General features: G+C 68.6%; 21 protein-coding genes. 19 read left to right on the top strand and 2 right to left on the bottom strand.

All coding sequences use genetic code 11. From position 1 onward, the window contains the following. Positions 1–77: 77 nt before the first annotated feature. Positions 78–2,477 carry a heavy metal translocating P-type ATPase gene (locus M0638_RS21145; RefSeq protein ID WP_255702373.1) on the bottom strand — a complete coding sequence of 800 codons (2,400 nt, stop codon included), beginning with the start codon at positions 2,475–2,477 and terminating at the stop codon, positions 78–80. Between the two features lie 198 nt (positions 2,478–2,675). Between M0638_RS21145 and cueR the strand changes: the two genes are divergently transcribed. The 3 genes from cueR to M0638_RS21130 all read left to right on the top strand — a co-directional run bounded on the left by cueR (position 2,676) and on the right by M0638_RS21130 (position 4,385). Further along, positions 2,676–3,164, top strand: coding sequence for a Cu(I)-responsive transcriptional regulator (gene cueR, locus M0638_RS21140; RefSeq protein ID WP_075823366.1), 489 nt, complete (start codon positions 2,676–2,678; stop codon positions 3,162–3,164). A 155-nt stretch (positions 3,165–3,319) separates the two neighbouring features. Next, positions 3,320–3,619, top strand: coding sequence for a DUF411 domain-containing protein (locus M0638_RS21135; protein ID WP_312862054.1), 300 nt, complete (start codon positions 3,320–3,322; stop codon positions 3,617–3,619). A gap of 433 nt (positions 3,620–4,052) precedes the next feature. Further along, a complete protein-coding gene (locus M0638_RS21130; protein WP_230453417.1) occupies positions 4,053–4,385 on the top strand; it encodes a four-helix bundle copper-binding protein in 333 nt (110 codons plus the stop codon). Positions 4,386–5,016: 631 nt separating this feature from the next. Here M0638_RS21130 and M0638_RS21125 read toward each other — a convergent pair. Beyond that, positions 5,017–5,709: a recombinase family protein gene (locus tag M0638_RS21125; protein ID WP_230453416.1), complete on the bottom strand. Its 693-nt coding sequence runs from the start codon at positions 5,707–5,709 to the stop codon at positions 5,017–5,019. Between the two features lie 167 nt (positions 5,710–5,876). Between M0638_RS21125 and M0638_RS21120 the strand changes: the two genes are divergently transcribed. The 16 genes from M0638_RS21120 to M0638_RS21045 all read left to right on the top strand — a co-directional run bounded on the left by M0638_RS21120 (position 5,877) and on the right by M0638_RS21045 (position 22,050). Next, entirely contained in the window at positions 5,877–6,140 is a 264-nt protein-coding gene (locus M0638_RS21120) for a type II toxin-antitoxin system prevent-host-death family antitoxin (protein WP_230453415.1), read from the top strand. Positions 6,141–7,068: 928 nt separating this feature from the next. Next, positions 7,069–8,070, top strand: coding sequence for a replication protein RepA (locus M0638_RS21115; RefSeq protein WP_099781042.1), 1,002 nt, complete (start codon positions 7,069–7,071; stop codon positions 8,068–8,070). 1,352 nt (positions 8,071–9,422) lie between these two features. Continuing rightward, on the top strand, positions 9,423–9,788 hold the full coding sequence (locus M0638_RS21110) for a hypothetical protein (RefSeq protein WP_230453414.1): 366 nt from the start codon (positions 9,423–9,425) through the stop codon (positions 9,786–9,788). Between the two features lie 27 nt (positions 9,789–9,815). Then, on the top strand, positions 9,816–10,520 hold the full coding sequence (locus M0638_RS21105; RefSeq protein WP_230453413.1) for a lytic transglycosylase domain-containing protein: 705 nt from the start codon (positions 9,816–9,818) through the stop codon (positions 10,518–10,520). After that, a complete protein-coding gene (locus M0638_RS21100) occupies positions 10,517–10,813 on the top strand; it encodes a TrbC/VirB2 family protein (RefSeq protein ID WP_230453412.1) in 297 nt (98 codons plus the stop codon). The genes M0638_RS21105 and M0638_RS21100 overlap by 4 nt, the downstream gene beginning before the upstream one ends. Positions 10,814–10,826: 13 nt before the next feature. Next, entirely contained in the window at positions 10,827–11,168 is a 342-nt protein-coding gene (locus tag M0638_RS21095; RefSeq protein WP_255702371.1) for a type IV secretion system protein VirB3, read from the top strand. Beyond that, a complete protein-coding gene (locus tag M0638_RS21090; RefSeq protein ID WP_230453410.1) occupies positions 11,161–13,578 on the top strand; it encodes a VirB4 family type IV secretion/conjugal transfer ATPase in 2,418 nt (805 codons plus the stop codon). Before M0638_RS21095 ends, M0638_RS21090 begins: the two co-directional genes overlap by 8 nt. Then, the gene (locus M0638_RS21085; RefSeq protein ID WP_248668978.1) at positions 13,578–14,303 is read left to right on the top strand and encodes a type IV secretion system protein; all 726 of its coding nucleotides are present in this window, start codon (positions 13,578–13,580) and stop codon (positions 14,301–14,303) included. The genes M0638_RS21090 and M0638_RS21085 overlap by 1 nt, the downstream gene beginning before the upstream one ends. Then, positions 14,303–14,734 (top strand): hypothetical protein, encoded by a 432-nt coding sequence (locus tag M0638_RS21080; protein WP_230453407.1) that lies wholly within the window; start codon positions 14,303–14,305, stop codon positions 14,732–14,734. Before M0638_RS21085 ends, M0638_RS21080 begins: the two co-directional genes overlap by 1 nt. Continuing rightward, complete coding sequence (locus M0638_RS21075) at positions 14,724–15,707, top strand: type IV secretion system protein (protein WP_239371130.1); 984 nt, start codon at positions 14,724–14,726, stop codon at positions 15,705–15,707. Before M0638_RS21080 ends, M0638_RS21075 begins: the two co-directional genes overlap by 11 nt. Positions 15,708–15,753: 46 nt before the next feature. Then, a complete protein-coding gene (locus tag M0638_RS21070) occupies positions 15,754–15,924 on the top strand; it encodes a hypothetical protein (protein ID WP_230453404.1) in 171 nt (56 codons plus the stop codon). A 71-nt stretch (positions 15,925–15,995) separates the two neighbouring features. After that, positions 15,996–16,721 carry a VirB8/TrbF family protein gene (locus M0638_RS21065; protein ID WP_230453403.1) on the top strand — a complete coding sequence of 242 codons (726 nt, stop codon included), beginning with the start codon at positions 15,996–15,998 and terminating at the stop codon, positions 16,719–16,721. Beyond that, positions 16,718–17,755, top strand: coding sequence for a TrbG/VirB9 family P-type conjugative transfer protein (locus M0638_RS21060; protein ID WP_239371128.1), 1,038 nt, complete (start codon positions 16,718–16,720; stop codon positions 17,753–17,755). Before M0638_RS21065 ends, M0638_RS21060 begins: the two co-directional genes overlap by 4 nt. Next, positions 17,752–18,897 carry a TrbI/VirB10 family protein gene (locus tag M0638_RS29160; protein WP_230453401.1) on the top strand — a complete coding sequence of 382 codons (1,146 nt, stop codon included), beginning with the start codon at positions 17,752–17,754 and terminating at the stop codon, positions 18,895–18,897. Before M0638_RS21060 ends, M0638_RS29160 begins: the two co-directional genes overlap by 4 nt. A gap of 166 nt (positions 18,898–19,063) precedes the next feature. Further along, positions 19,064–20,104 carry a P-type DNA transfer ATPase VirB11 gene (virB11, locus tag M0638_RS21050; protein ID WP_248668977.1) on the top strand — a complete coding sequence of 347 codons (1,041 nt, stop codon included), beginning with the start codon at positions 19,064–19,066 and terminating at the stop codon, positions 20,102–20,104. A 110-nt stretch (positions 20,105–20,214) separates the two neighbouring features. Continuing rightward, positions 20,215–22,050: a type IV secretory system conjugative DNA transfer family protein gene (locus tag M0638_RS21045; protein WP_230453400.1), complete on the top strand. Its 1,836-nt coding sequence runs from the start codon at positions 20,215–20,217 to the stop codon at positions 22,048–22,050. The last annotated feature ends 93 nt before the right edge of the window (positions 22,051–22,143 follow it).

Below are 22,143 nucleotides of genomic sequence, written 5' to 3'. Positions count from 1 at the left end.
GGGGGGCGCCCCCCCCCCCCCCCACGACACCTGTCGGCCGTATTCGGCGCGTGCCAGGCAGTTCCTCATTTCACGCCCTACAGCCGGATTGTGCGCAGTCGTAGGGCGTTGCCGATCACCGAAACCGAGCTCAGCGCCATTGCCAAGGCAGCGACGATCGGGCTGAGAAGTATCCCGAGGAACGGGTAGAGGACGCCTGCCGCGAGCGGCACCCCGAGCACGTTGTAGATGAAGGCCAGGAACAGGTTCTGCCGGATGTTGCGCATGGTCGCCCGGCTCAGGGCCCGCGCCCGTGCGATCCCGGCAAGGTCACCCTTCACCAGCGTCACGCCTGCGCTCTGCATGGCGACGTCCGTCCCGGTGCCCATGGCGATGCCCACGTCGGCCTCGGCCAGCGCCGGGGCGTCGTTGACGCCGTCACCGGCCATCGCAACGACCTTCCCCTGCGCCCTGAGATCGCGAACGATGCGGTGCTTGTCCTCGGGGAGGACGTCGCCCTGGAACTCGCCAATGCCGAGCTTCCGGGCAACGGCACCGGCCGTCGTTTGATTGTCGCCGGTCAGCATGACGATGTGGACGCCCGCGGCGCGCAGGCTCTCCAGGGCGGATGGCGTAGTCGCCTTGACTGGGTCCGCTACGGAGATAACGCCACCGGGCCTGCCGTCTATCGCAAGGAAAAGCGCCGTCCCTCCCTCGCGCCGGAGCTCGTCCGCCGTGGTGGCCAGCCCGCCCAGGTCCACGCCGAGATCCTGCATTAGGCGGGCATTCCCCAGGGCCACCCGCCGTCCGCCGACAGTGCCGGTGACCCCCTTGCCGGTCACAGAGTCGAACTCGGCGGGTTCCCACATTTCGACCCCGCGCTCCCGGGCCGCGGCCACGATGGCCGCCGCCAGCGGGTGCTCGCTCGACCTCTCCAGGCTGGCCGCCAAGGGCAGCACCTCGGCCTCGGTCAGACCCAGTGCCGGGACCACGGCCACGACCTTGGGCTTGCCCTCAGTCAGCGTGCCGGTCTTGTCCACGACAAGGGTGTCGACCTTCTCCATGCGCTCGAGCGCCTCAGCTGACTTGATGAGCACACCCGCACCGGCTCCCTTGCCAACACCCACCATGATGCTCATGGGCGTAGCCAGGCCGAGCGCGCAGGGACAGGCGATGATCAACACTGAGACGGCTGCGATCAGCCCGTAGGAGAGTGCCGGTGACGGGCCCCAGACGGCCCAGGCGATGAAGGCCAGGACCGCGACGGCGATGACCGCCGGGACGAAGTAGCCGGACACCTGGTCGGCCATTCGCTGGATGGGCGCTCGGCTGCGCTGAGCCTCGGCGACCATGGCGACGATGCGGGACAGCATGGTGTCGGAGCCGACCTTGTCGGCCCGCATCACCAGCGCGCCGGTTCCGTTCACTGTGCCGCCGATGAGCTTGGACCCGGGCGCCTTCTCCACCGGCAGGGATTCGCCGGTAACCATGGACTCGTCCACGGCGCCACCGCCCTCCAATACCTCGCCGTCCACCGGCACGCTCTCTCCCGGACGCACCCGCAGCCGGTCGCCAGCCTGGACGTCCGCCAGGGGAACCTCCTCATCCTCTCCATTCTCCTTGAGGCGCCGCGCGGTCTTCGGCGCCATGTTGAGTAGGGCGCGGATGGCACCGCCGGTCTGCTCCCGGGCGCGCAGCTCTAGCACCTGCCCGAGAAGGACGAGCACGGTGATGACAGCAGCTGCCTCGAAGTAGACGGCCACCGTGCCGTCCATGCCCCGGAAGCCTTCCGGAAAGACACCGGGGGCGAAGGTCGCCACCAAGCTGTAGAGGTATGCGGCGCCGGTCCCGAGGGCGATCAGCGTGAACATGTTGAGGCTGCGGTTCACGACCGACTGCCAACCGCGCATGAAGAACGGCCAGCCGGCCCAAAGCACGACGGGGGTCCCCAACAGGAATTGGATCCAGACTGAGATCCTGGGCGGCACCAGGTGATGGAGCCCGAGGCCAGGGATGTGAGCCCCCATCTCCAGCACCACCACGGGGAGTGTGAGGGCCAGCCCGATCCAGAACCGGCGGGTCATGTCGGCCAGCTCGTGGTTGGGGGCGGCCTCAGCGGTGACGTCCAGCGGCTCCAACGCCATACCGCAGATGGGGCAGTTCCCGGGCCCCTCCTGCCGGATCTCGGGGTGCATCGGGCAGGTGTAGATGGTGCCCTTCCGTGGAGCTGGAGGCGGGGCCGCGGCGGCCTCCTTCGGCTTCAGATATTTGTCGGGGTCAGCCTGGAACTTCGTCCGGCACCCAGCTGAGCAGAAGTGAAATGTCGTCCCGGCATGCTCCAAGCGGTGCTTCGAGGTGGCCGGATCGACCTTCATCCCGCAGACCGGATCTGTGACGAGCCCGGCGTCAGCGGCCGGGCCGGGACCGTGATGATGGTCGTGGCCGCAGCCCGGCCCGTGCTGGTGCGAATGCCCGTGACTGGTGTGGTGACTGCTCATGCTTGCCGCCCCGGTTTGGGCCGCGTGGCGGGCCCTCGTTGCTCAGGTGACCGGGAAGGTGGTGTTTCCCATGATGGGAAGGTCAAGGACCATCAGCTGCCGAACGGGGATTCTCTGGGGGATGCCTTGACCTTCCCACAGTGGGAATCTCCATCTTAGCCGTGATCAGGACTGCGGTGCCTTGAAAAGGAGGTCCCCATGAACATCGGACAGGCCGCGAAGGCGTCCGGCGTCTCCGCGAAGATGCTGAGGTACTACGAGAGCGTGGGCCTCCTTCCCGCGGCGGGGCGGACTGAGGCGGGCTACCGCGTGTACTCGGAGCAGGACATTGGTACCCTCCGCTTCGTTCGGAGGGCGCGGGACCTCGGCCTGCCGCTGGACAGCATAAAGCGGCTCATTGGCCTCTGGCAGGACGAGGATCGTGCGAGCGCCGACGTGAAGCGCATTGCCACCGAGCATGCGGCCGAAATGCGCGCCAAAGTCGCCGAGATGACCCGGATGTGCGAGGCGTTGGAGCGTATGGCTGACGCTTGCCACGGTGACGACCGGCCGGAGTGCCCGATCCTCGACGAGATTGCCGAAGGCGACCACTGCGCCGCCGGCGGCCATGACGCCGGTCAGGACGGGAGCCTGCGACAGGCGAACGGCAAGAGCACAATCAGCAGCTTCCAGGGAGCGATGTCATGAGCAAGGGGTTCAGGGGCGGCGCCGCCCGGCGCTCCCTCCTTGGTTTCGGGCTGGCTGCTGCGGCGCTGCCCGTCAGCGTAGTTCGGGCCCAGGGCCCAGCACTCCAAGTGTGGAAAGACCCGAGCTGCGGCTGCTGCGAGGGATGGGTCAGGCACATGCGCGCGGCGGGCTTCGAGGCGACCGTCCATGAGGTCGCGGACCTGCAGGCGGTGAAGGCGGTCAACGGCGTGCCGGACAAGCTCCAGTCCTGCCACACGGCCACGGTCGGCGGCTACGTCGTGGAAGGCCACGTCCCTGCCTCCGATGTCCGCCGCCTGCTGGCGGAGCGCCCGCGCGCCAAGGGACTTGCCGCGCCGGGGATGCCGCCCTCCTCACCGGGCATGGACATCCCGGGGACGCCCTACGAGGTCATCCTATTCGGCGGTGGAGCTGACCGGATGTGGGCCCGGCATTGACCAGGATGGCTGGACAGGCCGCGCTGCGCCCGAGAACGGCGACTTGATCGAGGTCAAGGCGGGTCGGCGCCGATGGCAGGGATCGGCGGAGACACTAGCGATGCACGAGCACTCCATAGGCTTCAGCTTAGTTGCCTTGTTCAATGTCCTTCGTGAGCATTACGCCCACACCCCAGGCGTAACATTCGTAGGGTCTCACGAGTCTGCATGGACGTTCTGAAATCCTGCGCTGGATCACTGCATTTGCCGGGAAGTCGCCCGCGTTCCGCGTCGTCATAGACATGCAGCACACCCTGAGCTGGCCGCTAAGGCTCGATTGAGAGACGGGCCGGTGCCAGCTGCCAGCCTGACCGAGCACCGGCCGTCGACAGCGAAACCCACCAACGCCGCCTTCGCTGTCTCATTGAGGCGCCATTGTCCTCGGAGAACCGCTATGCACCACATGTCCACCGAAATGCAGGCCTGCATCGAGGAATGCCTGCGCTGCCACAGCACCTGCCTGAGCATGGCCATGAACCATTGCTTAGAGGTCGGCGGCCAACATGTCGAACCGGCCCACTTTAAGCTCATGATGGCATGCGCCGAGATTTGCCAGACCTCGGCGAACATGATGCTGATCGGCACCCACCATCATAAGCATACCTGCCGTGAGTGTGCAGAGATCTGCGAGGAGTGCGCGGCGAGCTGCGACGCCGTGGGGGGTATGGAGGCATGCGCCGAGCAGTGCCGAAAGTGTGCTGCGTCCTGCCGCGCGATGGCCGCCTAAGTTGATGCGGCGGCGACCCCGTTCACCGCGGGGCCGCCGCTGCAGTGACGAGCGCCGCACATGGCCGGCACATAGAAATATCTTGTCGCCTTCCAGGAAGGCTCCTGCAATGCACGACCTCTATCTTGGCTGCGTCGGCGAGCAACGCTTGTCGCTCAACCAAGGAGGTTCAGATGCCTGTCCACACACTACATCGGTCTTCAGGCTTCATAGGCCAGCTCCGCGGCGCGGTCCGCGCTTGGCCCCTCGGAGGCGCCGTCGCCCTCATGCTGACGGCTATTGTAGCACCTGGCACCGCTTCTGCTCAGCAAGCCGGTTACGTCACTACGGCGCCCAGCGCACGAGCGCCGAACGGCCTGACCATCGACCAGGGTGCGGGATCGCCCGGCATGGCTGCCTTCTCGGCTGCTCCGCACCCGACGACCCCCCATCAGCATGGCCCGGATAATCCTCAAGCTGGTGTCCCTGGTATCCAGGATCCGTCAGGACAAGGCAGCTGAACCTCGCTGCACATTCGTGAAGAGTCGTAGTGCCCCGGCCGAGTTGGCGGGGCACTACCTAAGCAGCCGGTTGGTAAGGCAGCTAGGTTCATCCAGTTCATTTGGAATTGGGCCAGAGCCTACTCGAAGCTTCAGTCTGCTTGCCTCGCCAACACGCGCCTCACCTGTGATGCCCCCCAGATCTCCTTGCCACGTGGGGTCCGCACGCCTCGGGCAGTCAACGCCGCGGCAATCTCTCGCAGCGAAGTGGCTCCAGCTCGGCGCGCGGCTACGATGTAGGGCAGCACTTCAGCTGCCCGCTTCGCTGCGTCGCGCTTCCAAACATTTGACGCTAGTGCTGCAACAATTTTATCACCGGCTTGCAGCCGCGGATTCCCCAGCACTACGCCACGCATCTTTGCCGCAGCGAGGGCTGCGCGCGTGCGTGCGCTGATCGCGCGGGCTTCTTCCTCAGCTACCAGCGCCATAATGCCGATGGTCAGTCGGTTAGCATGCGGCATGTCCACAGCGAGGAATTCTACGCCGGCCTTTTCCAGCCCCAGCAGGAAATGTGCGTCGCGTGCCAGGCGGTCGAGCTTAGCGATCAACAGCACGGCGCGACGGGCCCGACTCTCGGCCATCGCTGCCGCTAGTTGCGGGCGGTCGCTCCGCTTGCCGCTCTCCACCTCCTCGAAGCTCGCACACACGATCCCACCGGTCGCCGCTGCGTGCCGATCGACGGCCGCCCGCTGGGCGTCGAGTCCGAGCCCGGAGCGGCCCTGCCGGTCGGTGCTCACCCGGTAATAAGCGACGAAGCGGGGAGGGGAGGGGGAGTGAGGGGCCATCTGAAGCCCGAAAATGCCCTTCCGGGCCCCTCTGTTGCAATCCCAAAGGAACGTTTGACGCTTTGCGACTCCTGCATTGTGGATCGTGTTAGCTGCGTTGCATGCGAAACTTGAGTTTCATGGCTTAGCCGAGTTATGCTGGTTCCACGCAAATAGGAGCATCTTCCATGGCCGAGCCGCTCGCCGTGCCCGCGGCCGAGGTGCAGCGCCGCTTCGCGCTCTACCAGGACAAGGCGCTTACCCAGCCCGTCGCCGTCACCAGCCGCGGCCGCCCGCGCGTGGTGATGATCTCGGTCGAGGAGTACGAGCGGCTGCGCCGCCGTGATCGCCAGGCGATGAAGGTCGAGGAGTTGCCGCCCGACCTCGTCGAGGTGATCGCCGCCGCTCAGCCTTCCGAGGAGTCGCGCCGCTTCGACGATGAAGTTGCCTGAGTCGCAACGCCTAGCGCCGCCACTTCCAGGCGAGGTCATCCGCTACGCGTACCTCTGGACGCATGAGGCCGCTGAGGGTCGCGAGGAGGCGCGCAAGGACCGCCCGTGCGCGGTCGTGATTGCCACGACAGATGCCGCAGGCGTTTCATCCATCGTCGTCGTGCCGCTCACGTCGCGGGCGCCATCCACACCGGACGAAGGGATGGAGATCCCCCCGGCGACTCGCCGACGCTTGGGCCTGCAAGATGAACCGTGCTGGGCGGTGCTGACGGAGGTGAATCGCTTCGTTTGGCCTGGCCCCGATCTGCGGCCCGTGACTACCGCCTTCGGATCGAACTGGGGCTACGGTTTGCTACCGGCCGCTCTGTTCGAACGCCTGCGTGACGCAGTCGTCGCACGGGCGCGTTCGAGGACACTGCGCGTCACCTCAAGGTCGGCCTGATGCCCCTGCAACCTGCCTTACCTTGTGCCGTGTCTGCCGGTGCCGTCCTGCGGCGTGAGTCGCCACCTACCCACTGGCACCCTGCCCCAAGCCTCTTTCAACGTCTTATCGGATGGTGTGCATCCGAAGTCTTCGGCGCAACGCTGAATCAGCGGCCTTTTTCGGAGCTGGCTCGCATGCGTCCTATAGGAAGTTTTTTGTATAGGACTCCTATAGGTATGGGCCGCCGATTCAGCGTGGATAACCGGGGGGCACGCCGCGGATTCAGCGTAGATTATGGTCTGCTGAGGCCGCGGATTCAGCGTAGGAAGGCCGCCGATTCAGCGAGACCTTCCACCCAGACCAGCAGAAGGCCGCAGATTCATCGTGGACAAGCGGGGATAACGGGAAGAAGCACTTTGATGCTTCGAAAGGCCGCCGATTCAGCGCACACACCCAATGATACTCGCCTAGGCTTGCCTCACCAGAGGGTGAGCGAGAGGACGCATGGCTGAAATTCACCGCCAGCTCATGCTCTTCGGCGCCGAGGCTCTTCGCCGCTCCGCCAGCGCCATCGAAGATCCCAAGCTACGCCGTAGGGAACTGGGCCGCATTGAGGCTGCTAGCAACGCCATGGGTGAGCTGGCCGACGACGAGCTTGCCTTCACCCATTCGGGCCTCTGCCAAACCTGCCTGCCTCATGCCCGCCCCGACAGCAACGATGCGATCTGGGAGCGCAGTTCCGGGCGCTTTCATCTAATGGTCAGCCCCGGCGTGGTACGCGGTGCTGACGGACGCGCCGCGCGTGTCGGCGTGCCCTACGGCACCCGGGCGCGGCTGATCATGATCTTTCTCCAGACCGAGGGAGTGCGCGGGCGCACGGTCAATCTCGGTCCCAGCATGTCGGCCTGGATCCGCTCTCTCGGCCTGCCCGTGACCGGCGGGCCACGGGGCACCATCCAGGCCATCCGCGAGCAGTCGCTGCGCATCGCCCGCTGTGAGTTCACTCTGCAATGGAGCGCGCCCGCCTCCTCGCCTGGCAGCGGAGAGCAAATGATCATCCGCGACCAGCGCCTCGTATCGGGCCTGTCCCTTTGGCAAGGCCAGGAGGACGGCGATGGGCCGGGATGGTCAGCCACGGTGGAACTGACCAGCGAGTTCCACGAGCACCTGCGCCAGCACGCCGTGCCGCTCGCGCGCGACGCCATCGCCCATCTCAAGGACAACTCGCTCGGCCTGGACCTCTACACGCTGTTGGCCTATCGGCTGCAGCGCCTGGAAAGGCCGCTCCTGCTACGCTGGCAGGCGCTCGCGGCGCAGGTCGGCTCCGACACGACGCGGGTCTCGCACTTAGCGCAGCGTGTGAAGGCCGTACTGCCCGACGTGCTCGCCGTGTACCCGGACGCCGAGGTGGAGGTGGTCCATCACGGCCTCAAGCTCATGCCTTCACGTCCCCCGGTGCCCAAGACGCTGGTGCGCGGGCTCCGCCTCGTCGCGCCAGCTGGATAGGCACGGTCTCCCCCCGGCAGCCGCAGCGGCCGCCCCCGGTAGTACGTAGAATCGGCGGCCTTTTGAGCTTTCTTCGTGGGCTCAACACGGAGGTCGGGTTACACCAGTGCTTCCTTCGCTTCGATCGACGCCTGTAGCCGGGCCAGTGCTGCTTCCAGGGTACCCGAGCCGCGCATCACCCTCTGACTGGTTCCCCTCAGAGCCTCTTGTTTAACTTGGAATCTGGTTTCTACACGGCTCTCGGACTTGCTGTTCGGCAGCAGGCTCACCGGGAGCTGTACAGGGCCAGGGACTGCTGGGGGCACTGCGACAAGCGGGTAGGCGTTCGACACCTGGACGAACATACCAGCAGTTTCCACGCCGCAGACCCGCCGCGACACCATGACGCCACGCCGGGTCCCAATTGAGAAAGCCAGCAGCGCGCGAGGGCGAGTGCCGCCCTCGGTCTGGCTACCCCGGCGGCACGCGCGATGGCCGCGAGCGAGGGATCGCACCGCCCATTGCTCCTGTTGTGGAAGCGATTGGCCAGGGCGCGCAGCACGACCAGGCCGGTGCGCTTGAGCGCGCCGCCATGGGCGCGAGCCAGGTGCGTCGCTCGGTCATATGCCTCGGCCGCAAACAGCAGCCGGGCCACGGCCTGGCGGTCCATTGGCCGGAAGTGCCCCAACCTTGACCGCTCCGATCCGCGCCGGGCGCGACGGTTCGGCCAAGTGGATGCCGGCGTCCATAGATCTACCGCTCGCCATCGTCTGCCTCAGGGCCGGCGCTGTCGGCTTCTGCCCCCCTCAGGCGTCCAGTCAGAGCGTACGAACGACGTTTTTGAGAGCAGATGGCGCCCATTCTCTATGAGTGATATTTACAATCCTCTTTTGTTCTATGTCGCTGATTCCTCTCGTAGGCCCAACAAATACAGGCATCTTAGAAAGAGGTTGCCCATGGTGCTTCCATCACATAGCTTGCAACCGGAAGTCACCTTGAGTGAATTTGCGAAATGGCAAAAACACTTCCTATGGTTCTGGTTGCCTTGCTTGCGGTCCCGCTCGCTACGCACATTGCCCGTGCGGATGACCTATGGGGCTGCGAAGTCGCCCTCTGCATGGCCAATCCTGACGGCCCCACCGCAGCCCCCGCTTGCCGCGATCCCATGGACCGTCTGGCCAAGCAGTTGCGGCGCGGGCGGCCGGTTCCCCGATGCCCCCAGGCGTCGGTCGCGCCGGCTCAGATACCTGTGGGTTTGGGGGAGATGCAGCAGGCCGCTGGCCGATGAGCCGCCTCTGCATTGAACTCGCAGAGTTGTGGGCAGCCCCTCAATCGCCGCATACCTCCTCGGTTATTGAGGGGGAGAGGGACGGGTGGACCGATTCGTCTCGGATGGAGAGGCTCGCGCGGCTATCGCAAAGGGCGGGCGCATCGAGAAGGTTCTGGTCATCGCGATGCGAGACGGCCACGGGCAGGGGCGCGCCGAGTTTGTGCCCTACCTCGCGACCACCTGGCGCCGCGGCTACGTCGCCATCGGCCTGTGGAGCGGGCAGGGTGCCCGCTCGTGGCGCGACCTCACGCGCCTGGTTGGCTTCTTCCGCGAGGAGTTCAAGTTCCTCGGTCCCATCTGCGTCCACGAAGCCGACGACCCGAAGCTCCGCAAGCTCCGGACCCTGTTTCCCGCGTCCAGCGTTCCGGGCTCTGAGCTCGATCCGAAGGCTCCCCCGCACACCAGCTAGTGCCCTCTGCGGCCGGATGGTGGCCGCATGATCCTGGAACTGGCCGTCGTCGCGCAACTGGCCGCGCGCTGCGCCCCCTCCATCGCCATAGAGACGCTGGCCGCCGTCATGCGGACGGAAAGCGGCTTTCAGCCGTTCGCCCTGGGCGTGAACGGGCCGGGCGGCGGCACGATCCTACCCGAGACGCGGGAGGCGGCCGTGGCGTTGGCCACGGACCTGATCTTTCGCCAGGGCCGCTCCGTGGACCTGGGGCTCATGCAGGTGAACAGCGGCAACCTGCGCGCGCTCGGCCTGACGGTCGCCGAGGTCCTCAATCCCTGCACCAACCTGGCGGCCGGCGCCCGCATCCTGCGCGAGGGCTACGTCATGGCCAGCCGCGGCGAGGCGGACCCGCAGCAGGCGTTGCGGGTCGCCTTCTCCCGCTACAACACCGGCCACCCCGAGCGGGGCTTTGCCAACGGCTACGTCCGCCGCGTCCAGGGCGCGGCCGAGGTCGTGGTACCGGCCATCCGCCTGCGCGGCGAGACCGCTGTGGCGCCGCCGCGCCCGGCCGCCACCCCTGTCCCTGAGCTGCCCGACGACGATCCCGACGCGCCCCCGGAATGGGACGTCTGGGCGCGGGCCACCCATGCGAGCCGGCCGCGTCTGGTGGCCGTGCCTCGTGAGGCCCCCACGGCGTCGGGGGGCGCCGCGGGGTCCACCCCCATAGAGCCCCCGAGGACCGTTGAATGACCCTTTCCCCGAAGGCGCGGAACGTCGCCCTCTTCGCCGCCGTGGCTTGTGCCGCGCTGATCCTGCCCGACTTGGCGCACGCGCAGGTGGGTGGAGGCGGCTCCGGCGTCGTCAACAGCCTGACGCAGTGGTTCATGACCAACGTGGCCCGCGGTCTGGTGATGCTCGGCATCATCGCCGTCGCCATCGGCCTGTTCGTCATGCGCTTCTCGGTCGGCGTGATCGCCTCCGTGGTGGCCGGTGGTTTGATCCTGGCCAACGCTGACACCATCGCCGGCTACTTCGGCTTCTGAGGGGCGGGGCGGCGTGGAACCCCTAACGGAGGATCCCTTGCACGTCGCGGCGACGCGACCGGCCCTGATGTGGGGCCTGCCGCTGCCGCTCGCCCTCGCTCTGTTCGTGATCGGGGCCGAGGTGCAGGTGGTGTTCAAGGGCCTGACCGGCGTGGCCTGGGCTCTCGCGCTCGTTGCCCCGGTCTGGGTTGCCGCCCGGTTCCTCGTCGCCCGCGACTACAACGCGGTCGGCGTCGCGGTGCTCTGGCTCAACACCAGCGCCCGCGCCCTCGACAGCGCCGACTGGGGCGGCGCCTCGGTCGCCCCCCTGCCCGTGGGGAGCGCGCGGGGGCCGCGCGGCATGCGCCATGCGTAACCCCTTCCTGTCCGCCTCCGGGTGGAGCGAGCGCGGCGCCGAGGACTACGTGCCTTTCGTCGGTCATGTCCACGACGACGCGGTACTGCGGACGGACGGGTCCGTGATGGGGATGCTGCGCCTGGTGGGCGCCCCCTTCGCCCTGGAGGACCACGCCCGGCGCAACAGCCGGCACCGCTTCCGCAACGCGGTCCTCCGCAACATCGCCGACGACACCCTGACGGTCGTGGAGACGATGGTGCGGCACGACGGCGTAGCGCCGCTGCCGGCCGGGGCCTACCGATCCTCCTTCGCCGCCGATCTTGAGAACGCCTACCGCCGCGAAGTGCTGGCCGGGCGCGAGCGGGTCAACGAGTGGTTCGTCTCGGTGATCGTCACCCCCCGCGCCCCGGTGACGCGCGGCCTCAACGCCCTGCGCTCGCGCCTCGGCCGAAAGAAGGAGGCTGCTGCCACCACGGCCAGCGACGAGCTGATCCGCACCCTGGACGACCGGATGCTCGTGCTCTCGAAGGCCTACGCCGAGATGGGGCCGGTGCGGCTGGGCGTGCGCGAGGCCGGCGGGGTGATGTTCTCCGAGATTGCCGAAGCCCTGCGCCTGTTCCTGACGGCGCGCTTCCTGCCGGTGCCGATGGTCAGCGGCTCCCTCGGGGGCTCCATCTATACGGATCGGGTGATCTGCGGCCGGCGCGGCTTCGAGGTGCGCACCCCCGGCCGGCCCTCCTTCGGCACCCTCATAGGCTTCAAGGAATACCCCGACCGCACCCGCCCGGGGATGCTCAACGATCTTCTCTCGGCCGACTGCCGGGTGGTGCTGACCAACTCCTTCCGCTTCCACTCCCGCGCTGCCGCGACCGGCAGCCTGGCGCGCAAGCAGGCGCAGATGGCCAATGCCGGCGACCGCGCCCTGAGCCAGATGGACGCCCTGCACGACGCCATGGACGACGTGGCCTCCAACCAGGCCACAATGGGTTCCCACCACGTCTCCGTCGCCCTGCATTGCGACAGCCTGCCCGAGCTGGAGCGCCGCACGGGCGAGGTCCGCGCCGCCCTGACCAATGCCGGGGCCAGCGTCGCCGTGGAGGATCTGGGGACCGAGGCCGCTTATTGGGCGCAGCTCCCCGGCAACGCCGCTTGGCGCACCAGGCCGGGCGATATCAGCTCGCGGAACTTCGTGGGCTTCTCGTCCCTGGATGGCTACCCGCGGGGCGGTCCGTCCCCGGAGTGGGGCGCGCCCCTGCTGCGGCTGCTGACCTCGGCCAACACTGGCTTTGACCTGTCGCTCCACGTCGGCGGCCTGCCGCACATGGCCATCTTCGGCCCTTCCGGGTCGGGCAAGACGGTGTTCCTCGGGATGCTGGTGGCCGCCCTGGAACGGGTGACGGGGCCGGGCGGGACCGTGGTGGTGTTCGACAAGGACAACGCTAACGAAATCCTCGTCCGCGCCATGGGCGGGCGCTACCTGACCCTGCGCGCGGGCGAGGATAGCGGCCTGGCGCCGATGCGGGCGCTGCCGAACACCCCCGACGCCCGGGTGTGGCTGCTGCGCTTCGTGGTGGGGCTGATCCGCGCCGACGACGGCCCGCAGCCCGACGCGATCGAGCTGCGCCGGCTTTCCAAGGCCATCGCCTTCCAGATGCGGATGCCGCCCGCCGCCCGCTCCATCGCCGGGCTCTGCGCCTGGCTCGTGGGCGAGGGCGCCGGCAGCGCCGGCAAGCGCCTGGAACGCTGGGGCCGGGACGGCGACCTGGGCTGGGCCTTCGACGGCGAGGCCGACGCCTTCGATCCCGACGCCGGCTTGGTGGGCGTGGATTTCTCGGCACTGATGGAGGATGAGACGGTGCGCGGCCCGGCCGCCTCTTACCTCCTGCACCGGGTCCGCTCGGTGATCGACGGCCGGCGCTTCGTGCTCGCGGCCGACGAGTTCTGGGCCTATCTGCCCGACGAGCGGTTCGCCAAGGCCTTCGAGGACTTCGCCCTTACCCTCCGCAAGGGCAACGGCGCCCTCGTTATCGCCACCCAGCAGCCGCAGCAGGTCCTCCGCCACCCGATTGGCGCCACCCTGGTCAGCAACATGCCGACCAAGGTTCTGTTCCCGAACCAGTCGGCCAGCCGGTCCGCCTACTGCGATGTGGGTGACGGCTCCGAGAGCCTGCACTGCACGCCGGGCGAGTACCGCGCCGTAACAGAGGACATGGCGACCGGAGCGCGCTCCATGCTGGTCAAGCGGGACGCCGGCTCCGTGGTTTGCCGGGTGGAGTTGCCGCCAGCCATGGCGCCGCACCTGGCGGTGCTGAGCGGCAAGGTCGGCACCGTCCGACTGCTGCGGAAGATCCGGCGCGAGTTGGGCACCGACGAGCCGTCGGCGCTCCTGTCTGAGTTCCACCGCCGCCTGCCGGAAGCGGCAACCTGATGGAGACGCGACTCATGAAGCGGACCCTACTGGCGGGGGCGGCCACCGCCTCCCTGGCCCTGACAGTGCCAGGCATGGCCAGGGCGCAGATCCCGGTGACGGACGCCCTTGCGAACGCGCAGGCGCAGATCACCAACTCCCAGCTCTACCAGCAGGTGGCGCAGGCCGTGGCCACCGTGCGCCAACTAGAGCAGCAGTATCAGCAGCTCCAGGCCACCTATAACGTGCTGGCCCACACCACCAGCGTTTCCACCTACGCCAGCCGCCTGGGCGGCGTGGCCAACGGCTTTGGAGCCAACCAGATCGGCGGCGCCATGACGGGCGTAGGCAGCCTGGCTGGTGCCGCCGATCAGGTGGCCAACCTGCGCTTCTTCTCGTCCTCGGGTACCGACTTCTCGGCAACCGAGATGACGCGACGGGCGCAGCGCCTGGGCAACATCCAGGCTGCGGCCATGCAGGGGATGCAGCAGTCGGAGCAGCGCATCGCGGGGCTGCGCGAGCTGATGACCGAGATCGACGGCCAGCCGGATATTCAGGCATCGGCCGCCCTGAACAATCGCATCCAGGCGGAGCACGCCCTGCTCTCGGCGCAGCAGCAACAGCTTGCACAGCTTCAGCTCATGGCGGCCACCCAGCAGCAGGGCGACCTCCTGCGGGCCGAGGAGGCCCAGCGGCAGAGCGCGGAGCGGTACCGGGACAGCCTTCAGCCGCTGGGGGACAACTGATGCGCGGCGCGGTGCTCGTGCTCGCCCTAGTAGCCCTGGGCACCGCCCCCGTCCTCGCGCAGCGGTCGCGCGAGAACCGCGACGTGCCCTGGTTCCAGGCTCACCCGCAGATCCTCGACGAAACGCTGCGGCGCTGCCAGCGCGACGCTCGCCTAGCCGCGACTTGGGAGTGCCAAAACGCGGAGGCAGCGGGTGCTTCGCGTATGGGTCAGCCGCTTCCCAACACCCTGCCGCGCACGGGGCAGAGCCGCCCGGCACCGCCTGTCGACAACAGCGGCCTGCCGGAACCCGACTTCAACCCCCGCAGCAACCCGGCTGGCTATCAGTCACTCAAGCGCGCCTGCACCGAACGTGGCCCCGGATCGGACATGCTGACGCCCTATTGCTACCAGCTCGACCGCTACCGGGAAGGGGGATCCGGTGGCCGGTGACTTCTTCCAGAAGATTTCGCTCGTCTTCGACACGAACCTGCTGTCTAGCGTCAATGACGTTATCGCCAGTGGCCTCTCATGGGCACGGCCACAGGTGCGCGCCGCGGCGACGCTGTTCATCCTGATTTCCGGCTGGCTCGTGCTGACAGGCCGCATGGACAAGAACGTACTGGCAGGGCGCGTCCTCCGCATCATGGCTGTAGCCGCCTTGCTGACCTCGGCAGGCACGTTCAACACCTACGTCCGCGACCTGTTCTTGCAGGATATTCCCTCCACGGTCGGCGCTGCCCTCACGGGTGGCACCACCTACGCCCCAGCCGCACAGTTCGATGCGCTTTGGAGTGCCACGCAGCGCATCGCGGCCACCATGCTCGCAGAGGCAACGGGCTACACGCAGTTTGGTGAGCGCCTCGTCATCCGCGGCCTTATGGGCGTTTCCTTCGTTGCCCTGGTTGTGATTTTTCTGATGTGGGTGGTCGCCCGTGTGCTGATGGGCTTCGTGATCGCACTCGGTCCCTTCCTGATCGGGCTCTACCTGTTCGATGCGACGCGGCCGTACGTGGACCGCTGGGTGGGCAAGCTCGTCTCGCTGACGCTCGTGCAGGTGAGCGTCAGCGTCATGCTGCAAATGCTGATGACCGGCTTCAATACCTACGTCCGTGCCGCGCAGGCCAATCCTGGCGGTAGTCTGGACGAGAAGATCGGCGCCTTCCTGCAAGTCGGTGCCTGGTACTGGTGTGGCCTGTTCCTGATCGCCAGCCTGACGGTCGTGGCCTACTCCATCGGCGGCGGTCTCGCGGCTTCCTTCGCCCCCCTAACGCAGTCCGCCGCCGGCATGACCAACGGAGCCGCCTCGCTCGCCGGGACCGGCGTGGGCGCGGGCGGCAAAGCGCTCGGCCGCGGCATCGGCCGGGGTGTCGCCGCCGGCTATCGCCGGATGCGCAGCAGTTCCAACACCCATGCTGCGGAATGATCCGGTGGCCATGCCCCCCCTCTCCCTCCGTTCCCTTGGAGCCCCGATGAAGTCCGCCCTGCTGCTGTCCCTGCTGGCGCTGGCCGCCTGTGCCGGCACCAATGCGGCCCCGGCCTGCCGCGGCGAGGTATTCCAACTCAACCCGACCCGCATGGTACCGCCGGCCACCCTCGCCGCCGCGCCCTTGGTCGCCCCGGCCGGGAGCGTCGTGCGGTGAACGCCATCTCCTCGCCCGGCCAGCCTGTGCCGCCGTCTGCCTCCCCAGCGGGCGGTCCCTCGGACGCCGAGATGGCCGCTGCCGTGGTGATCCCGCGGGGCGAATTGAACCGCCTCTACGCCGAGACGCAGGCCCGTCAGGCGCGCGAAGCCCACCACGCCAGGCGCATCAGCACCGGCAAGACGGTGGCCATCGTCGGCCTGCTAGGCGTGGTCGGGATGCAGGCCCTCGCCGCTCTCCAGCTCTTTCCGCTTGTCCGCGTGGTGCCGGTCGTGGCCGTGCCGCAGCCGGACGGCAGCATGGCCACCGTGGTCCACGGCGACGCCCTGCCGGCCGCGGTGCAGGAGCGCGCGGTGCGCGCCACCCTGTTCCAGTATGTCCGCCTCCGCGAAGGCTGGTCCTCAGGCGAGGCGCAGTACGCCTACGACGTAGTGAGCCGCATGTCGGCGCCCCAGGTGCGGAGCGCCTTCCAGGAGTGGTTCAACCTCACCGTTCCCCCCGGTCCTCAGGCCGTATGGGGCACGCGCGCGACCGTCACCGTGGAGCAGCTGAGCGGCGCCCTGCTGCCGAATGACACGGCACAGGCCGACGAGATCTACCAGCTCCGCTTTCGCCGCACCGAGCGCGCCCATGGTCGGCCGCCGGTAGTCTCCACCTGGGTCACGACGCTGCGCTACCGCGCCGGCCAGAACATCGCCCTCACCGATGGGACCACGATCAACCCGCTGGGCGTGCTCGTCACCGAATACCGTCCGCCCGAGCGCGAGGGCGTACCGACCCTGGGGGACGCCCGATGAAACGCACCCGTTTCGCCCTGCGGCTGGTCCTGGCCGCGACCATCGCCCTGCCGCTGGCCTGGGGCGCCCCGGCCGCCGCGGACGAGGCCCCAGCCCCGGCCGGGCGCGACCCCCGCGTGCGGGTGATCGCCTACGACCCGCAGCAGGTGGTCAAGCTCTACGCCGTTCCCGGCGCGACGCTCACCATCCAGCTCGCCCCCGGCGAGACGGTGGCCGGCCTGCCGGTGTCGGATCAGACGCTCCTGGACCCGCCCGAGCCCGCCGGCCTCGGCACCGGCCCGCTCGCCATGGCTGGAGGCCCCGCGCCCTCAGAGCGGGCCGGAGCTGGCCGTGGCGCCTCCACCGACCGGAACCTGTTCACCGCCGTTCGCGGCAACTTCGTGATGATCAAGCCCCTGCGGGATCTCGACCCGCAGCCGCTCTTCATCATTGGCCGCAGCACCGACCCGACCACCGGGCGCGAGGTCATGCGGGCCTATACCTTCGAACTCTCCACCCGCGAGGGACCGCTGACCGCGGAGGCGCCGAATACCTACTACCTCGTGCGCTTCACCTACCCGGCCGAGGAGCGCGCCGCTGCGGCGGCCGCGGCCGAAGTCCGGCGCCAGGCTAGCGCCGCCGCTGCTGCGGCCCGCCGCAAGGAGCGGGAGGAACGTCAGGCGCGCGAGCGCCTGGTGCTCGCCAGCACCAACCCCACGACGCCCGGGGTGATGAACTGGAACTACGATGGTCAAGGCGACCGCGAGCTGGCGCCGGCCGAGGTGTGGGACGACGGGCAATCCACCTTCCTGCGCTTCCCGGGTAATCGCCGCGTGCCCGCGATCTTCTCCGTCCTCGCGGACGGGCGCGAGGCGGCCGTGAACTACTCAGCCAACACATCTGGACTCATCACCGTCCACCAGACCGGCCCGGCCCTGCGGCTGCGCGATGGCGGCCTGGTGCTGTGCATCCTCAACCGGGCGTTCGATGCCAGCGGCCGTAATCCCGGCACCGGCACCACCAGCCCCGACGTGGTGCGGGAGATCAGGCGGTGAGCGACGCCGTGGAAGGGGGCGCCGTCGCCTCCAACGATCCCGTCTCCCCTGTCGCCGGCGGCCGGCGGCTGCTGACAGGTCGGGAGAAGGTGCTGATCGGCGTTGGCATCTTCGCAGCCTGCGGCTTGGTCGCGATGTGGCCCTCGTCCAAGCCGGCCCCGGAGCGCGAGCGCGAGCAGCCGATAACCGAGGCCGGTCGCTCCGTGCCCTACCGGCCGATGCCCGAGCCGGCCGTCCCCCTGACGCCGCCCCCCGCGGTCGTGGCCATGCCGCTCCCGGCCACCCCGGCCGCCCTGGGGATGCCGATGCCGAACGCCCGCAGCGCCGTGGCCTTCGGGGGTGGCGGGCACCAAGCCCCTAACCCCACCCCGATCATGAGCTACGAGGACCGCGCCGCCCCGCCGGCCGCGCAGCCCGTGGCGGACGGCCCGGCCGGGCCCCGGGCCGCTCGGTCCAGGGCGCCTGCTACAGTCCCCAGTGGCACGGCCGAGCCCGACGACGCGCTGTCCTCGCGCCTGCGGCCCTCCCGCATAGCCGCGGCGCGCGCGACCGTGCTGCGGAATCCCGAGCTGACCGTGCCGATGGGCACGCGCATCGCCTGCATCCCCGAGATGCCGATCGACAGCACCGTCGCCGGCTTCTTCTCCTGCATCACCCCCGTGGACGTGCGGGGATCCACCGGGACCGTCGTGTTGATGGAGCGTGGGACACGCATCGTGGGCGAGGTCCGTTCCGGCCTGGCCCGCGGCTCCCGCCGCCTCTTCGTGGTGATGACGCAGGCCCTGACACCCGGCGGTGTGCAGATGGAGCTGAACAGCCCCGGCGCCGACGTAATGGGGCAGGCCGGGCTGGACGGCGAGATCGACAGCCACTTCTTCGAGCGGTTCCGCGGCGCCATGCTGCTCGCCTTCCTCGACACGGGCCTGCAGGCCGCGGCCACCGTCGCCAGCAACGCCCTGAACAACGGCAGCGGCGTCACCTTCAACCAGTTCCAGTCGGGCGGACAGCGTGCCACCAGCCAGGCGTTGGAAGCTGACATCAACATCCCTTCCACCCTGCGCCGGAACCAGGGGGAGCCCATGACCGTGTTCGTCGCGAGGAACCTTGACTTCTCCGACGTATACCGGCTCGTCAGCCGGTGAGAGACGCAGGGGTGCAGCTCGCCCTCGGCTTGGCCGCCGCGGCGCCGGTCGGGAGCGGGAATACGGCAGGGCAGGCGAAACGCCTGCCCAGTGCGGTCCCGGAGGATGCGCCCACCATCCACGATCCGGCGCAGCTCTGGTTCGCCTTCGCGCGGGAGGCCGGCCGATGATGCACGCCGCGGCGCAACTGGACTTCGCCCTCGCCCCTGTGGCCGGCGCCCTGGCTGATCCCAGGACGGAGGAACTGTGCGTGAACCGCCCCGGCGAGTTCTGGCTGCGCCAGGGCGGGCGCTTCGAGCGGCACGCCGCCCCCGAGCTGGACTTTGACATGCTGGAAGGCGTGGCGATCCTGGCAGGCGCCCTGCGGAACCAGAACGTCGGCGCCGAGCACCCGCTGTGCTCCACCGACCTGCCCAGCGGCCACCGCCTGCAGGTCGTGCTGCCCCCCGCTGTGCCGCCTACCACCGTGTCGCTGACCTTCCGCCGGCCGAGCGATTCCGTGGCCGCCCTGTCCGATCTGGCCGGACGCTACGACACCTCCCGCTGGAACCGCTGGGACCGCCGCCGCGAGCAACGTCAGGCCGACAGCGCCGGCCTCTTGGAGCTTTTCGATTCGGGCGACGCCGTGGCGTTCTTCCGCGGTTTGGTCCGCGCCCGGCGAAACGTCCTGTTCTGCGGCGCCACGGGCGGCGGCAAGACCACCCTGAGCAAGACGCTCACCTCCGAGATCCCGCGCACCGAGCGCATCCTGACCATTGAGGATGCGCTGGAGCTGGTGGTGCCTCACGGCAACTCCGTCCGCCTGCTCTACTCCAAGGGTGGGCTGACCATGGGCGGCGTCACCGCTGACGCCCTGCTGCAGGCCACCCTGCGGATGCGTCCCGACCGGGTACTGCTGCAGGAGCTGCGCGACGACGCGGCCTGGGTCTATCTTAACGAGGTCATGACCGGGCATCCCGGCAGCCTCACCACCATTCACGGCGCCGACGCGCCGCAGGCCATGCGCCGGCTGTTCAATTTGGTGAAGGGCACCCCGCAGGGCGCCGCCTACGGTGACGACACCCTGGCCGCCATGATCGGGACCGCAGTGGATGCCATCGTGCCCCTGCACAACGACGCCGGCACCTACTCCATCCGCGAGGTCTGGTTCGCTGACGACGCCGCCCGCCGCGGCGAGGTCGCCGCCGATCTGCTGCGCGCCACCTAACGCTGGACCGTCTTAGGGAGGCCCTGCATCGGGCTGGAAGAGAGATATACGATGGACGCTGTACGTCTTTCGTCTAGCCGTCCAGCATCAGGACGCCGGAGGCCGGGGCGATGAGCGAACGTCGCCGCCTCCCCTCCCCCGGCCGCTTGGTGGCCTGGGGCCTGCTGCTGGCCATCCTCGCCCTGCTCTGGACCGCCGCGGCCTCGGCCGTGTTCCTGTGGGGCACCGGCCTGGTCCGCTACTTCCCGTTCCAGGGGACCGCCTGGATCGGCCAGTGGTGGAGCTACGCCCTGTTCGCGCCGCCCCACCCCATTGTCGGCCGATGGCTGATGTTCGGCGCCGGGGCGCCCACCGTGTTCCTCGGCTTGGTGATCTACCGCCTTGTGCAGCTACGCGGCGGGCGCGTCACCCGCCCCGGCAAGGTCGTCCGGGGCAGCACCGACAACCACGGGCACGCCGAGTGGATGAGCATGAAGGAGGCCCGCGACCGCTTCCCTGGCCCGCATCCCGACTTCGGCGGGGTGGTCGTGGGCGAGGCTTACCGGGTGGATCAGGACAAGGTGGCCAAGCTCGCCTTTGACCCCGAGAAGCGCGAGACCTGGGGCCAGGGCGGTAAGGCCGCGCTGCTGGTGGACCCTTGCAAGATCGGCCCGACGCATAGCCTGGTGTTCGCCGGCTCCGGCGGCTTCAAGACCGTCTCGGCCGCCTCCACCCTCGTCCACTGGACCGGCGCCGCCGTCGTGCTCGATCCCTCGCGCGAGCTGGGGCCAATGCTCGCCGCGGCCCGCGAGGGCATGGGGCACAAGGTCGTCTCCCTGGAACCCGGCATGCCGGGTGGGATCAACGTCCTCGACTGGATCGACGTGACCCACCCCCTCGCGGAAACCAACGTTCACGCCGTGGTGGGCTGGATCTTCGGGGAGGCCGAGGGTGGCAGCTCCGACGCCGACAAGTTCTTCCGTAACTGGGGCAAGCAGCTCGTCGCCTGCCTCCTCGCCCATATGCTGTGGGACGACACCATGCCCGCGGCGGCCAAGACCCTCCGGACCCTGCGCGCCGGCATCGTCACCCCCGAGGACCAGATGCGCGACGTGCTGGAAGGCATCCACACCGGGTCGAACAGCCCCATGGCGCGCGACATTGCCGGCACCATCAAGAAGATCGTTTCCGAGACGTTCTCGGGCATCTACGGCAACGCCACGGGCGACACCGCTTGGCTATCCGTCGCGGCCTACGCCGATCTTGTCTCGGGCGGCGCCGAGGGCGCGGAACCCTCCTGCGGGACCGCCGAGCTGACGGAGGGCAAGCTGACAGTGTTCCTGCAAATCCCGCTCAAGGTGCTGCGCGACACCCCCGCGGTCGGCCGCGTGCTCGTTGGAGCGCTGCTGAACGCGCTCTACGAGGCGGACGGCGCTGTGCAGGGCCGCGTGCTGTTTATGCTCGATGAGGTCCGCCGCCTGGGGCCGATGAAAATTCTGGAGGTCGCCCGCGACGCCGGCCGCAAGTACGGCATCACCCTGCAACTGCTTTACCAAGCCGAGGACCAGCTCGTGGAGCAGTGGGGCCGCCAGGGTCGCAACGCCTGGTTCGATAGCGTGAGCTGGCGCATGTATGCCGCCGTGCAGAACACCGACACAGCGAAGTCGGTTTCCGACGCAGCCGGTGGGCACTCGGTCATGGCCGAGAGCGAAGGCCGCAACGACGGCAGCCAGGGCAAGCCCCTGGAGGCCGGCTCGCACTCCAAGGGCACCAGCATGAACCGGCACGAGATAGCCCGTGCCTTAATTCGGCCGGATGAACTGATGCAGGACGTGCGCGGCGACGAGGCATTCGTCTTTGCCCGCGGTTCCAAGCCGCTGCGCTGCGGGCGGGCGATCTACTTCCGTCGACCCGAGCTGCGGGTAGTTATCGAGGCCAGCCGCTTCCAGAAACAGGCAGCGGAATAGGAGAAACGGCATGTCCGACAGCAGGAGCTCCAACCAGGCGCACGACCCGGTATCAAGCGACATCCGGAACTGGACGGTTTCGCCACGGAGAAC

The sequence above is a fragment of the Roseomonas acroporae genome (genome assembly GCF_023223525.1).
GTDB classification, from domain to species: Bacteria; Pseudomonadota; Alphaproteobacteria; order Acetobacterales; family Acetobacteraceae; genus Roseomonas_E; species Roseomonas_E acroporae.
Note: the sequence above shows the minus strand (reverse complement) of the source record. Positions and strands in the feature narration are given on the sequence as shown.